Source organism: Salinicola avicenniae (assembly GCF_023736115.1).
GTDB classification, from domain to species: Bacteria; Pseudomonadota; Gammaproteobacteria; order Pseudomonadales; family Halomonadaceae; genus Salinicola; species Salinicola avicenniae.
Genome location: NZ_JAKQZC010000006.1, coordinates 41,502 through 56,353 on the forward strand (window position 1 = coordinate 41,502; position 14,852 = coordinate 56,353).

At 64.9% G+C, this 14,852-nt stretch carries 9 protein-coding genes; 3 read left to right on the forward strand and 6 right to left on the reverse strand.

Annotated features, from left to right (window positions below; all coding sequences use genetic code 11):
* Positions 1-330: 330 nt before the first annotated feature.
* Positions 331-2,130 carry an acyl-CoA dehydrogenase C-terminal domain-containing protein gene (locus MC381_RS14795; protein ID WP_251978531.1) on the reverse strand — a complete coding sequence of 600 codons (1,800 nt, stop codon included), beginning with the start codon at positions 2,128-2,130 and terminating at the stop codon, positions 331-333.
* A gap of 343 nt (positions 2,131-2,473) precedes the next feature.
* Between MC381_RS14795 and MC381_RS14800 the strand changes: the two genes are divergently transcribed.
* Positions 2,474-4,102: a BCCT family transporter gene (locus MC381_RS14800; RefSeq protein WP_251978532.1), complete on the forward strand. Its 1,629-nt coding sequence runs from the start codon at positions 2,474-2,476 to the stop codon at positions 4,100-4,102.
* Between the two features lie 140 nt (positions 4,103-4,242).
* Here MC381_RS14800 and MC381_RS14805 read toward each other — a convergent pair whose 3' ends face one another.
* The 5 genes from MC381_RS14805 to serS form a co-directional block, all read right to left on the reverse strand.
* Positions 4,243-4,968 (reverse strand): 3'-5' exonuclease, encoded by a 726-nt coding sequence (locus tag MC381_RS14805; RefSeq protein WP_251978533.1) that lies wholly within the window; start codon positions 4,966-4,968, stop codon positions 4,243-4,245.
* Complete coding sequence (locus tag MC381_RS14810) at positions 4,965-6,902, reverse strand: putative nucleotidyltransferase substrate binding domain-containing protein (protein ID WP_251978534.1); 1,938 nt, start codon at positions 6,900-6,902, stop codon at positions 4,965-4,967. Before MC381_RS14810 ends, MC381_RS14805 begins: the two co-directional genes overlap by 4 nt.
* Before the next feature lie 106 nt (positions 6,903-7,008).
* Complete coding sequence (locus tag MC381_RS14815) at positions 7,009-7,944, reverse strand: 2-hydroxyacid dehydrogenase (protein WP_251978535.1); 936 nt, start codon at positions 7,942-7,944, stop codon at positions 7,009-7,011.
* 159 nt (positions 7,945-8,103) lie between these two features.
* Entirely contained in the window at positions 8,104-9,279 is a 1,176-nt protein-coding gene (gene cobA / locus MC381_RS14820) for a uroporphyrinogen-III C-methyltransferase (protein ID WP_374708183.1), read from the reverse strand.
* Between the two features lie 255 nt (positions 9,280-9,534).
* Positions 9,535-10,812, reverse strand: coding sequence for a serine--tRNA ligase (gene serS / locus MC381_RS14825; protein WP_251978536.1), 1,278 nt, complete (start codon positions 10,810-10,812; stop codon positions 9,535-9,537).
* A gap of 282 nt (positions 10,813-11,094) precedes the next feature.
* Between serS and ydiJ the strand changes: the two genes are divergently transcribed.
* A complete protein-coding gene (gene ydiJ / locus MC381_RS14830) occupies positions 11,095-14,229 on the forward strand; it encodes a D-2-hydroxyglutarate dehydrogenase YdiJ (protein ID WP_251978917.1) in 3,135 nt (1,044 codons plus the stop codon).
* Positions 14,230-14,361: 132 nt separating this feature from the next.
* On the forward strand, positions 14,362-14,805 hold the full coding sequence (gene trxC, locus MC381_RS14835) for a thioredoxin TrxC (RefSeq protein ID WP_251978537.1): 444 nt from the start codon (positions 14,362-14,364) through the stop codon (positions 14,803-14,805).
* Positions 14,806-14,852 lie beyond the last annotated feature (47 nt).

The window sequence follows — 14,852 nt, forward strand, 5'->3', positions numbered from 1 at the left end:
TATTTCGTGCCTTGAATGACGCCGCGCCGCCAACGCGTATACAAAAAACGGGAAAAGAGGACGTTCACACCCCAAAATATGCAAGAAAATGGTGCACAGCCGCGCCGAATTTCTGCCGGATTGCGCCAGCCATGCCTCAACACGAGGCCGCACCGCGCCGCGGAATGCACCAATAAGGCACACGCACGACTAGGGTAAGCATTTGAAGGCACCGATTTTGTGCGCGCCTGCGGTGCCAGCGGGCACCACAGGCCGCACGTCGATGCGGAGAAAGCGTGGCAGGGGTTATCAGGGCCGCGACAGGATACGACCGCTAGCACCTACTAGCGCTTAAAAGTGATCCGCGTCGAGCGCCATCAGGCCAGCCGCGCCGGCTCCGATCTGCGCCTCGAAAGCCGTGCTACGCGGCAGCAAGCGCTCGATGAAGTGGCGTGCCACGATCAGCTTGGCACGATAGAAAGCCTCATCCATGGCGCCTCCCTTTTCCAGGCCGCGCCACGCCGCCCGTGCGGCCTGCCACCAGAGCCAGGCATAAACTGTATAGCCCGTCAGCTGCAGATAGTCGTTCGCCGCTGCACCCGTAGCCGCCGGGTCTCGATCGGCCTCGGCCAGCAGCGTCGCCGTGCTGCGCTCGAGACGCGCCAGAACCTGTTCGGCCGCCTCGAGAAACGGCGCCAACGCCTCCTCGGCGCCTGCCGGCAGCCACAGGTCATCGCGCATCCGTCGCGCCAGCGCCTCGACGTAGGCGCCGCCGTTACGCGTCAACTTGCGTCCGACCAGATCCATGGCCTGAATACCGTTGGTACCTTCATAGATCATGGCGATACGCGCGTCCCGCACGAACTGCTCCGCGCCCCATTCGACGCAGTACCCGCTACCCCCGTACAGTTGCTGCGCTTCCACCGTGGCGTCGAAGCCACGATCGCTGAGGAAGGCCTTGGCCACCGGCGTCAGCAGCGCGACCATCGCCTCCGATGCCTCGCGCACGGCGACCTCAGGATGCAGCCGCGCCCGATCAATCTCCGCGGCGACGAACCCGGCGAAGAGTCGCCCACCCTCGTTCCAGGCCCGCACGTCGAGCGCCATGCGGCGCACGTCCGGATGCACGAGTATCGGATCGGCCGGCTTGGCCGGTAAAGCAGCCCCACCCGGCGCCCGGCTCTGCAGGCGCTCGCGGGCGAAGGCAATGGCGTTCTGGTAGGCGACCTCCCCCAGCCCTAGCCCCTGAATACCGATCGACAGCCGTTCTTCGTTCATCATCGTGAACATCGCCGCCAACCCCTGATGCGGCTCACCGATCAGCAGGCCTCGCGCCGCCTCGAAGTGCATGACGCAAGTGGCGCTCGCGCGAATGCCCATCTTGTGTTCCAGACCGCCGCAGAGCACGCCATTATCGTCACCGAGCGCCCCCGACTCATCGACCCAACGCTTCGGCACGAGAAACAGCGAAATGCCGCGCGAGCCGGCCGGGGCGTCAGGCAGCTTGGCCAACACCAGATGGACGATATTGTCGGTCAGGTCGTGCTCGCCGCCGGTGATCCAGATCTTGCTGCCGAAGATATCGTAGTCGCCGTCCTCTCGCGGCTCGGCGCGCGTCTTGATCAACCCCAGATCCGTGCCGCAGTGCGGCTCGGTCAGGCACATGGTGCCGAGCCAGTCGCCGGCATAGAGATGAGGCAGGTAACGTGCCCGGACGGTCTCGTCCGCACACGCCTCGAGCAGCGACGCTGCCCCCTGATTGAGCGACAGGTAAAGCGCGAACCCGGTGTTGGCGGCAAACAACATCTCGTCGACGGCGTGCGTCACCAGTTTGGGCAGCCCCTGCCCGCCCAACTCGAGATCCCCGCCGAGGCCGCACCAGCCCCCATCCGCCAGCAGCCGGAAAGCCTCGCGAAACCCAGCAGGCGTAGAGACGCGCCCGGCCTCCAGCAGACATCCCTGGGCATCACCGGACTGGTTGAGCGGCTGCAGCTCGGCTTCGATCACTCGAGCCGCCTCCTCGAGCACCGCCTCCGCCAGCCCACTTTCCAGCTCCGTGGTGGCCGGCATCGTCGGCCACACTTTTCCCGCTTCGAGAACGTCTTCACGTACAAACCGCAGGTCCGCTAGCGGCGCTCGATAGACCGTCATCTCCTCACCTCCCGTTCAAACGTGCGTTTCAATATAAACGATGATAGGGCGCTGACTGATCCCTGACATTGGTCTAGCCATGGCGCTGTACGCCACGCCTGTCGCGGGCTGCACCATCAATATCACCGCCGCGACGCAAACAGGACCGTGGAGATCGGGTTGAGGGTGGTTGGAACCCCGCGGTTGATTCAGGATAATTATGGGCTTGCGTGTTTTCACCGATCCGCCAGACTAAGTGCGCACTGGTGCGGCGAGAATGGCGCAATCGAACGCAAGGGCGTTGCCGTCGTTCGCGATGCGAATGCGGCACCAGCGATCAAACATAACCAAGGGAGAACGGCTAGTGGCTCAGGACACTAATAATCAGCCGGATGCGCCACAGGAAGGCATTCCGGCGCCGGAGGGTCCCGCCAATCTCATCGATACCGATTATGTGATTGGCCAGGACAATATTCAGACCAACAAGTTCGGCTTCGATGTCGACCTGCATGGCAAGGTCTTCACGATCTCGTCGCTGTTGATTCTCTTCTTCGTGATCATCACGTTGGCACTGCCCGACCAGATGGGACCGATCTTCAACGGCATGAAGAGTTTCCTGACGGATAACCTGAGCTGGCTGTTCCTGCTGGCCGGCAATATCTTCGTGATTCTCTCCGTGGTGCTGATCTTTACCCCGCTGGGCAAGGTCAGAATCGGCGGCATGGAGGCAAAACCCGACTTCAGCTATGCCGGCTGGTTCGCGATGCTGTTCGCCGCCGGCATGGGTATCGGATTGATGTTCTACGGCGTTTCCGAACCGATTACACACTTCGGCACAGCCGTGACCGGGGATTCCTGGGCGCCGCTGGGTGGTGCTGAAGGCAACGATGCCGCCTCTCAGTCGCTGGCCATGGCCGCCACGATCTTCCACTGGGGCCTGCACCCGTGGGGCATCTATGCCGTCGTCGCCCTGTCGCTGGCGCTGTTCTCTTTCAACAAGGGCCTGCCGCTGACCATGCGTTCGATCTTCTACCCGATTCTGGGTGAGCGGATCTGGAGCTGGCCGGGCCACGTGATCGATATCCTGGCCGTCTTTGCGACGCTGTTCGGTCTGGCGACCTCACTGGGTCTCGGCGCCTCACAGGCCTCTGCCGGCCTCAACTACCTGTTCGGCGTGCCCAATACCGACGTCACCATGGTGCTACTGATCATCGGCATCACGATCATTGCCCTGGGCTCGGTCATGCTCGGCGTCGACAAGGGCGTTCAGCGTCTGTCGCAGATCAACATGGCGTTGGCCTTCCTGTTGCTGCTGTTCGTGGTCATCGTCGGCCCGACCGCCCTGATCGCTACCAGCTTCTTCGAGAACCTGTTCTCGTACGCGACCGAACTGCCGGCTCTGTCCAATCCGTTCGGACGTGAAGACACCAACTTCGTTCATGGCTGGACTGCCTTCTACTGGGCCTGGTGGATCTCCTGGTCGCCGTTCGTCGGCATGTTCATCGCGCGCGTCAGCCGCGGCCGTACCGTACGCGAGTTCCTGATCGCCGTACTGGTCGTGCCGACCGTGGTATCGGTGCTTTGGATGACCGCCTTCGGCGACACTGCCATCAATCAGCTGGTCAGCGACGGCTTCGAAGGCGTGCGCGACGCCGCTCTTGAGCTGCAGCTCTTCACCATGCTGGGGCAACTGCCGCTCTCCGCGATTACCTCCTTCGTCGGGATCGTGCTGGTGATGGTGTTCTTCATCACCTCCTCCGACTCCGGCTCTCTGGTCATCGACTCGATCACCGCCGGTGGCAAGGTGGATGCACCGAAACCGCAGCGCGTGTTCTGGGCGCTGATCGAAGGCGCCATCGCTATCGCCCTGCTGCTGGGCGGCGGACTGATTGCGCTGCAGGCCGCCGTCATCACGACGGGCCTGCCGTTCACGATCGTGCTGCTGGCAGCGTGCTACGCCATCATCCAGGGACTGCGCTCGGAACCGCGCTAATCACATCGCGACATCGAGCATCCCCTACAGCGAGCGGCCACCTGGCCGCTCGCTGTCGTTTCCGAGTAGAGAAAATGCCAGAACACGAGAAGAAAGCGAGAAGGATGCGACGATCACGCCAGCGCCCGGTTGCCGGGACCCTAGCGCCAGAGCGCGCTGACCGGGGTATCCCAGCTGTAGTGATAGAGAATCTGCGCCTGCAGCAGCTCGGCCGTCGCCAAGGAATCGACCAGCGCATGGTGCCCCGTGTAGGCCGGCAGATGATAGCGTTGGCGGCTTTCGTGCAGGCGAATCGAGGCCATCGGGCGACCTGCCCAGCGCCGCAAACGCGCCCACCAGGACTGCCGATGAATCCGCGCCTCGAGCGACATGGTGTCGAGCATCGGCATCAGCAGGCCTTCACCCACACGCTCGCGGAAGGCGGCATCGAGAAAGCTTCGTTCCAACTGACGGTAGTGCACCACCACTAACCGACCGGTGATTTGCGCCAGCAGCTCGTCGATGATGCTGGCGAAGTCGGGCGCATCGGCCACTTCTGCATGGGTGATATGGTGAAATGCCACCGACTCGTCGCTCAGCTGGCGGCGCGGCGCCAGTACCCAGTATTTTCCTTCTGCCGGGCGGATGCGATCGAGCGTGAACGGTACCAGACCGACGCTGACGATATCGTGGCGGTGGCTGTCCAGCCCGGTGGTCTCGAAGTCCATCGCCATCAACGGCACCTCGCTGATCGGCGTCGCCGGATCCGGCAGGCCGGTTTCGAAGTAGCGCTTGAGGCGCGGGTCGGCGGCCTGTGTCGCACGCGCCGCCAGATAGTCGGGCCAGTTGGGCTGCGCCTGACGACGAAAACCGAAGCGCCGGCTCACGGCGCCCCCTTGCCGCTACCGGTGCGCTTGCCCTGACGCCCGGCGGGCATCGTGTAGCGGAAGGAGAGAAACTTCTGCGCGTTGCTGATCGCCTCGAAGGCATCCTTGAGATGGTGCCGCTCGCGGCTGCCGATATTTTCCGGATCGACGCTGTTATCGGGCTCCTGCCCTTTTTCGATGGCATCCGCTTGATGCCGAATACGGACCATCGAGAGAAACTCGAAGGCATAACGCAGCCGCTCGTTGACCCCCTCGGCGAGCAGCTTGGTGTTGGCGATATCGTCCAGTCGCGCGAAGCTGTTCTGCGCCTTGGAACCACACGCCAGCGCATGGACACGGACGAGATCGGTCAGCGGCGCCGTGCCACGACGCTTCAGGTTGATCGACTTGCGATGCTCGCCGTCCTGCTCCATGACGAAGGTGCGGAAAAATCCCAGCGGTGGCGTGCGGCTCTTGGCGTTGCGCGCCAGCGCAGCCAGAAAGACCGGACGCTGCGGTGCCAGGTCGGCGATCAGATCCTGCAGCGCCTCAACCATCGGCGACTCGCCATGCACCGGCGCTAGATCGAAGAAGATCGAGCTATGCAGCAGCCGCTCGCCGTTAGGCTCGTCCATCCACTCTGTGAAGTAACGCTTCCAGACGTGCAGTGGCTGCCGCCAGCGCGGGTTGATCGCCATCACGTCGCCCTTGCAGTAGGCGTAGCCGCAGGCGTCGAGACCATCGCAGACAAAGCGCGCCAGTGACTCGAAGTACTCGCCGTGCTGCTCGGCGTCATAGCGGTCGTCGAGCACCAGCGCGTTATCCTGGTCGGCGTTGATGGTCGGCTCCTCGCGCGCCATCGACCCCAGTACCATGAAACAGTAAGGCACCGGCGGCGGCCCCAGCTCGCTCTCCGCCAGCTCGAGCAGGCGCTGCGTGAAGCTGCGTCCGATGGTCGCCAGCGATCGGCTGACCATCTCCGAATTGGCGCCATCGGCCACCATGCGCACGAAGCCGGTCTGCACTTCCGACGAGAGCCGGGCCAGCTGCGCGGCGGTATTCTGGACGAAGATGTTGTTGACCAGGAACAGGCTGCTGTGAGTCTCGTGGCGCACGATGTCGGACAGATGCAGCACACCCATCGGCTGCCGCCGGTGCAGAACCGGCAGATGATGGACCTGATTGCGCAGCATGCTCAGCATGGCTTCGTAGACCGACTCGTCCGACTGCACCACGATCACTTTGGATGACATCACGTCTCCCACCGCGGTCTCAGGAGACAAACCCTCGGCCAGCACCCGGGTACAGAAGTCGCGATCGGTCAGAATGCCGCTGAGCTGCCAATTGCGGCCGTCGCGTCCGGTAAAGGTGTAGGCGGACTGAGTATCGGTGACATCGACCACCAGCACGCAGGTCGTATTGCCGTCGCGCATCTCGCGGGCCGCTTCCTGCAGCGTGGTGGTGGCTTCGACCATCTTCGGCTGGCGCGTAATCAGGCGGCGTACCCGCGTCGTCATCAGCCCGCTGTCGTCGCGCTGCTGCTCCACCGTGCCCTTGAGACGCTGGCCGCCAGTATCGACAAACTCGGAAAAATCATCGTCCTCGTCGCACACCGACTCGAACACGTCGGCGGGCACAAAGTAGATCAGGGTATCCTCGATGGCGTTGACCGGGTAGCGGACACGCCGGTTCCGCAGCAGATCGGAGTAGCCGAAGATATCGCCCTCATCGAGCCGATTGAACAGCCGCCCGCTGCGGAAATACATCTCCACCGCACCGCTGCGGATATACCACAGGGAGTCGATCTCCTGATCCTTGACCAGCAGTTCACTGCCGGCCTGGAAATAGCGGACCTCGACCGAGCCGACAAGGCGATCGAGCAGCTCGTCGGGTAGGTCATCGAAAGGCGCAAATTGCGCCATATGGGCGCGGATGTCCAACTGCTCAACGTTCATGCTTGCCTCCCCGGTGCGAGCCCTCATTTTCCGGGGGGCGCCTTGGCGGCGTCAATCGCGCCTTCGGGGATATCGGCTTGATATCGGGGCAAAAGCCGAGCGCCAGTCATGCGCGCTCCAGCTGCTGCGCCAGCTGTCGCAGACGCTCGCAGGCAACCTCGAAGATCCCCTGGGTCGAGACATCCGTCACGCCACCGATATGCGGGGTAGCGATAACGTTCTCGACAAAGATGGGGTCGTCCGGATTCGGAGGCTCCTCCCAGAAGACATCGAGACCGGCACCACCGAGCTGACCACTGCGCAGCGCCTCGAGCAACGCATCACGCGAAATCAGGCCGCCGCGTCCCAGGTTGATCAGAAAGGCACCGTGACGCATGGAAGCCAGTGCCTGCGCGTCGATCATCTGGTGCGTTTCGGGCGTATCCGGCAGCGTAAGCACGACGAAATCCGCCCGCTCGAGTAGCGTCGGCAGCTGTTCGAGAGTGCCGAGCCAGGCCAGCCCGTGTCGCTCGGCAAAGGCCGGATCGGCCTGCCGCTTGATGCCCATCAGCGTCATGTCGAAGGCGCGCAGCCGCTGGACCAGCGACTGCCCAAGCCCGCCGAGGCCGATCACCCCCGCCGTCTTGCCCTTCAGACCGACGCCGATCGGCCCGCCCAACTGACGGGCTGCGAAATGCTCGGGAATCCGACGCGCGTGACGTGCCAGCCCCAGCATCAGCCAGATACCGAGCTCGGCCACCGAGTCCGCATTGCCGGAGAGGCCGGTCGGCACGTTGGCCACGACGATCCCTTGTGCTTCCGCCGCCTCGCGATCGACACCCTCTAACCCGGCACCGATCTGCTGAATCAGCTGCAGGCGATCACCGGTGGCCAGCAGCTCGGCATCGACCCGCGCCATGGTCGGGATCAGCGCGTCGAAGCCGGCCAGCGAGCGTAGCGCGTAACCGCCGGCGGCCACGAATTCGACCTCGGGCAGCGCCCGGCGAAACTTGTGAAGAATTCCGCCCCAGGCGTCCTCCTCGGCGGCAAACAGTACGCGCACGGCAATCCCCTTTCGATGGAATGGTCGAAATTACCATGCCGCGACGCGTCATCAGAGTAAATGCCGCGCCGCCCGAATACCGCTTTGCGACAGTGGGCGCCGATAACGCCAGAGAACGGAAGGAGAGATCGGGAAAAGCGTCGCGAAAACGCGTTCCCGTCAGGCGCTATCGGCCTGCGACAGCGGCGTCGGGTGCTTGCCCTCGATCCAGCCAAGGCTGCCGCTGTCCGAGGGCCGAAACCAGTCGAGCCGCTGGGCGAGACTGACGACGCTGCCGACCACGATCAGGGTCGGCGGCCTCGGCGCGCGATCGGCCAGGCTAGCCGGCAGCGTCTCCAGCGTCCCCAGATGCACCTGCTGGTTAGCGGTGGTGCCCTGCTCGATCAACGCCATCGGCGTATCGCCGGCCAGGCCATTCGCCACCAGGCGCTCGCGGATGAGCTCAAGCGCGCCGAGCCCCATGTAGAACACCAGCGTCTGGCCCGGGGCGGCGAGTGTCGGCCAGTCGAGGTCGCAGCTACCGTTCTTGAGATGCCCGGTGACGAAACGCACCGACTGGGCATGATCGCGGTGCGTCAACGGCACGCCGGCATACGCCGCACAACCCGAGGCGGCCGTGATGCCGGGCACGACCTCGAACTCGACGCCCGCGTCGACCAGCGTCTCCAGCTCCTCGCCACCCCGGCCGAAGATGAAAGGATCGCCGCCCTTCAGACGCACCACTTCAAAGCCGGCACGCGCCCACTCGACCAACGCCTGATTGATGCCGTCCTGCGGCACGCTGTGCTGTGAACGGGCCTTGCCGACATAGAAGCGCCTGGCCTCGGGGTTGGCGAGCGCGAGGATCTCGGCACTGACCAACCGATCGTGGATCACGACATCGGCCCGCTGCAGTCGCTTCAGGGCCTTCAAGGTCAGCAGCTCCGGATCACCCGGGCCGGCACCGACCAGCGCCACCCGCCCCCGGCGCCACCGGCTTTCCGCCGCGGCACGATCCGTCGCCGTCAGCCGCGCCGGCAGACGGATACTGCAGAGCGCCGGGTGCGCCGGTACATAGACAGGCACTCGCGCCTGGCGCGCCTGTTCGGCAAGACGCCGGTCTGCCTCGACCTCCCCCGTGGCCACCAGCCAGAGCTGGCCCGCCGCCGGCGTCGGCGCCGCGGTGCGCAGTCGCCAGCGTTGCGCTTCGCAAAGAGCTGCCAGGCCCGGCATGGCGGTTGCGGCATGCACGGTCATCGCCGGCAGCAGGTCGATGCAGCGCCGCGCCAGCGTGAGCGCCTCGCCGCCACCGCCAATCAGATGCACATCGAGCTGAGCAGGATCATGCTGCAGCATCAGGGGCTCATGGGCATGTCGGGTCACGAATCGAACCATCGGTTGGCGCGGGCCACAGACCGCGTCTTAGAACGAAAAAGTGCGCAAAGCGCATTGTCTTATAGCCGAATTGTAAAACCCCAGGCGGTGTCGACGAAGGAACGCTTTTTTACAGGGTTATAACCAAAGACTCCCTCGCCCCAGAAGCGGCGAGGGAGTCGGCCGAGCGGTACCTTGTTAACGGCACACCGCTCGGGCGTCGCGCCAAACCCGAGACTACTCGACGTTGATGCGTGTCACGCCGCCCATGTAACCCTGCAGCGCGCTCGGTACATCGATGCTGCCGTCGGCGTTCTGGTAGTTCTCCAGCACTGCCAGCAGGCAGCGACCGACCGCCAGGCCGGAGCCGTTGAGCGTATGCACCAGCTGCGGTTTCTTCTGCTCCGCGCCACGGAAGCGCGCCTGCATGCGCCGCGCCTGAAAATCCTCGCAGTTGGAGACCGACGAGATCTCACGGTAGGTCTCCTGGCTCGGCAGCCACACTTCCAGATCGTAGGTCTTGGCCGCGCTCGCCCCCATGTCACCGGTGCACAGGGTCACGACCCGATAGGGCAGCTCAAGCGTCTGCAGGATCGCCTCTGCGTGTCCGCGCATTGCCTCCAGCGCCTCGTAGCTGGTCGCGGGATCGACCACCTGCACCATCTCGACCTTGTCGAATTGGTGCTGACGAATCATGCCGCGGGTATCACGGCCGTATGCCCCGGCTTCACTGCGGAAGCACGGCGTATGCGCCGTGAGCTTCAACGGCAGCGAAGCCTGATCGAGGATCTCGTCGCGCACGAAGTTGGTCAACGGCACTTCCGCGGTAGGGATCAGGTAATAGTCGCTCTCTGCCAGGCGAAACAGGTCCTCGCCGAACTTGGGCAGCTGGCCGGTCCCCATCAGCGAGTCGGCATTGACCATGTAGGGCACATAGCACTCTTCGTAGCCGTGCTCCTGGGTCTGCTTGTCGAGCATGAACTGCACCAGCGCCCGGTGCAGCCGCGCGATCGGGCCACGCATGACGGCGAAACGCGAGCCGGTCAGCTTGGTCGCCATCTCGAAGTCGAGATACCCGAAGCGCGCGCCGAGGTCGACGTGATCGCGCACCTCGAAATCGAACGCTCGCGGCGTGCCCCAGCGGTGGAGCTCGACGTTGTCGTCTTCATCCGCCCCCTCGGGCACCTCCGCGTGCGGCAGGTTGGGCAACCCGGAGACCAGTGCGTCCCAGGCTTCCTGCAGCTCGGCCAACTCCCGTTTGGCGCGGTCGAGATCATCGCCCAGCTGGCCGACCTCGGCGAGCAGCGGCTGGATATCCTCGCCCGCCGCCTTGGCCTTGCCGATCGACTTGGAACGCACGTTGCGCTCGTTCTGCAACTGCTCGGTGCGGGTCTGCAGCTCGCGGCGCTGCGACTCGAGCGACTCGAGCTTCGCGGTATCGAGCGTGAAGCCCCGCAGGGCCAGGCGTTGGGCGACGAACTGCGGATCGCTACGCAACAGCTTGGGATCGAGCATGACGATGTTCCGTTGATGGTTGGATCGGTAGCCTGTGGTCGAGACAGACGCCGACGTCGTGGCGACGCCGGGCGATTATTGTAGGGAAAAGGCGCGAGCCGCACCATGCGCCGCGCGGGTTTCATGTCAGTCGTGTCGCTCTCGCGCTACAATATGGCCCTTTTCGATCCTCCTGACATGGCCCTTTTCGATCCTCCTGACGCGCCGTGATGCAGGCGCGCCGGCAAGATGGCCAACGACAACCGCGCCCCGAAAGCGGGATGAACAGGCTTGATGACCACCATGATTGCAAGGCTCGACCCGGCCAGCGCCGACCTGACCCTCGACGAGATCTACCGCCGCTTTCTCGATGATCTCGAGGCGGCAGGATTCACCGGCGAAATCGCGCCGGACGCCGCCAACCGAACCGTATTGGCGACAGATAACTCAATCTATCAGCGCCTGCCGCAGGCAGTGCTCTACCCGCGCGACGGCGCCGACCTCGAGCGAATCGCCCGGCTGATCGGCACGACGCGCCATCGCGGCGTCGTGATGGCGCCTCGCGGCGGCGGCACCGGCACCAACGGCCAGTCGCTGACCGATGGCGTGGTGGTGGATGTCTCGCGCCACATGAACCGGATTCTCGAGATCGACGTCGACAATCGCCGCGTTCGCGTCCAGGCCGGTGTGGTCAAGGATCAGCTCAACGCCGCGCTCAAACCGCACGGGCTCTTTTTCGCGCCGGAGCTCTCGACCTCCAATCGCGCGACGATCGGCGGCATGATCTCCACCGACGCTAGCGGCCAGGGCAGCTGCGAGTATGGCAAGACGCGCAACCACGTACTGGCGCTGAATGCCCTGCTCATCGGTGGCGAGCGGCTATACAGTGAACCGCTCGCCGCCGATGCGCTGGCGGCGACCTGCGAACGCGACGATGCCGTCGGCCGTGTCCATCGCGCCGCCCACGACATTGCCGAGACGGAGCGCGAGCGTATCGCGACCCGCTTTCCGCCGCTCAACCGCTGCCTGACCGGCTACGATCTCGCGCACCTTTACACCACCGACGGACACTTCGATCTCAACAGCGTGCTATGCGGCGCGGAAGGGTCACTGGCACTGCTCGACGAAGCAACGCTCAACGTGCTGCCGCTACCGAAACATTCGACGCTGGTGAACGTGCGCTACGCGGGCTTCATGGAGGCCCTTCGCGACGCCGAGACCCTCATGTCGGTGAGTCGACCGACATCGATCGAAACGGTCGACGACACGGTGCTGATGCTGGCGATGGAGGACTTCGTCTGGGACAGCGTCGCCGAATTCTTCCCCGAGGCGGCAGACGACACGCCAGCGCGCGGCATTAACCTGGTCGAGTTCAACGACGACGATCCCGAGCGCCTGGCCGCCCGCGTCGCCGCCTTCACCGCCCACCTCGGGACTGACGCGGGCGTCGAGCGAATCGGGTACACCCTGGCCGAGGGCCGAGCGCAGATCGCACGGGTCTACGCCATGCGCAAACGCGCTGTGGGCCTGCTCGGCAACGCCAAGGGCGAGAAGCGCCCGATCCCCTTTGTCGAGGATACGGCAGTACCGCCGGCGGCGCTTGCTGACTATATTGCCGAGTTCCGCGCCCTGCTCGATGCCCGCGGGCTCGACTACGGCATGTTCGGTCACGTCGATGCCGGCGTGCTCCACGTGCGCCCGGCCATCGACATGAAGGACCCGGCCCAGGCGGTGCTGATTCGCGAACTCTCCGACGAGGTGGCAGCACTGACACAGCGCTACGGCGGCCTGCTGTGGGGCGAGCACGGCAAGGGCGTGCGCTCGGAATACTCGCCGCGCTTCTTCGGCGAGCTCTATCCGGCCCTGCAGCGTCTGAAGGCGGCGTTCGACCCGCATAATCAGTTGAATCCGGGCAAGATCGCGACGCCCGCCAGGCCCGGCGTTTCTGGCATCATCGACGGCACCGATCCGGGACTGCTGGCGGTCGATGGCGTACCGACCCGCGGCGAGCGCGACCGCCGGATCGATGAACGCGTCTGGCAGGCCAACGCCAGCGCGGTCTACTGCAACGGCAACGGCGCCTGCTACAACTACGACCCCAACGACGCGATGTGTCCCTCCTGGAAGGCGACGCGCCAACGTGTGCATTCACCCAAGGGGCGCGCCAGCCTGATGCGCGAGTGGCTCACGCGTCAGGGTGACGCCGGGGTCGATGTGCTTGAGGTCAGCCGCACCCAGCAGCGCGGCGGACTAGGCGCCTGGCTCAAGGCGCAGCCGAGCAAGCTGCGCCACGCGGTTGCGCGGCGTCGCGGCGAAACGGATTTCTCGCATGAGGTCTACGATGCCATGGCCGGCTGTCTGGCGTGCAAATCGTGCGCTGGCCAATGCCCGATCAAGGTCGACGTGCCCGATTTCCGATCGCGCTTCCTGGAGAGCTATCACAGCCGCTATGCACGCCCGCTGCGCGACTATCTGATCGGCGGACTGGAGTTTTCGATCCCTTATCTGCAACCGGTCGCCGGGCTCTACAACGCGCTGCTCGACCAGAGGCTGGTTGACAGGTGCCTGTCTCGGGGGCTCGGCCTCGTCGACTCCCCGCGCCTGTCGCGCGCGAGCCTGAAGAAGGGGCTGGCCGCCTGGGGCATTGCCGAAGCGACGCCGATCACCCTGGGCCGGCTGACCGAGTCCCAGAAGGCACGCAGCGTGGTCCTGGTACAGGATGCCTTCACCAGCCACTTCGAGGCCGAACTGGTGCTGGATATCGTCGAGCTGCTCTCGCGCCTGGATATCCGCGTGTTCGTGGCGCCCTTTCACCCCAACGGTAAGCCACTCCACGTGCAAGGCTTTCTGGGCCGTTTCCAGCGCGTCGCCGCACGCCAGGCCGAACGGCTCAAGACGCTGTCGCGCTTCGGCGTACCGCTAGTGGGAATCGACCCAGCCATGACGCTGACCTATCGCCAGGAATACGTGAAACAGCTCGGGCCGACGGCGGTACCGCCGGTATCGCTATTGCAGGAGTGGCTGCTCGGGCTGGGCCCGGCGCTTCTGCCGTCGGGGTGGGACCCCGCGGCGGCAGCGCAGGCAGATCCCGGCTATCGACTGCTCTCGCACTGCACCGAGAAGACCAACGCCCCCGGCAGCCCCAAGGGTTGGCAGCAGCTCTTCGCACGCGCCGGGCTCGAGCTCGATCTGGTCGACACCGGCTGCTGCGGCATGTCCGGCACCTACGGCCACGAGGCACGCAATCGTGATACGTCGGCAGCGATCTACGATCTCTCGTGGCGCGCCCCGGTCGAGGACGACGCCAACGCGGGACGCCTGCTCGCCACCGGCTACTCGTGCCGCAGTCAAGTCAAACGGCTTTCCGACAGCCGCCTGCCGCATCCGCTGCAGGCGCTCCTGAAGGTCGCGCGACTCGCCGGCAACTCCACGACCTAGGCGCCGGCACCGACTTCAACGCCGTCCTCGCGCAGGCGTCATGACTTCGGTCTATCTTCATGGCGACCGGCCTCTTGTCGAGGCCGGCCCATCCCATTGTCCACCGCTATTCCTCCAGGGACGCCCCATACCATGTCTGATCCTCGGCACGTTGTCTGCCCTCACTGCCAAGCCGTCAACCGGGTCGCTGCCGAACGCCTCGCGGCGCACCCCAACTGCGGCCGCTGCCACAATGCGCTGTTCACCGGCGAACCGCTGACGCTGGACTCGGCCAATTTCGAGCGCTTTCTCTCGCGCAGTGATCTGCCCCTGCTGGTCGACTTCTGGGCCGACTGGTGCGGCCCGTGCCAGGCCATGGCACCGGGATTTGCCGGCGCCGCCCGCACGCTGTCTCCCGATGTCATCCTCGGCAAGCTCGATACCGAAGCCGCGACGGACATCGCCTCGCGCTTCGGTATCCGCAGCATTCCGACGCTGATCCTCTATCGCGGCGGGCGCGAAATCGCCCGCCAGGCTGGCGCCATGCGTCAGCCGGAGATCGAGCAGTGGGTGGCGCGGCAACTCGCCACACCGTAATCCGCCAATTTTCTGTCCTTGTCGGCATTGCATCGCCGCAGCGCCAC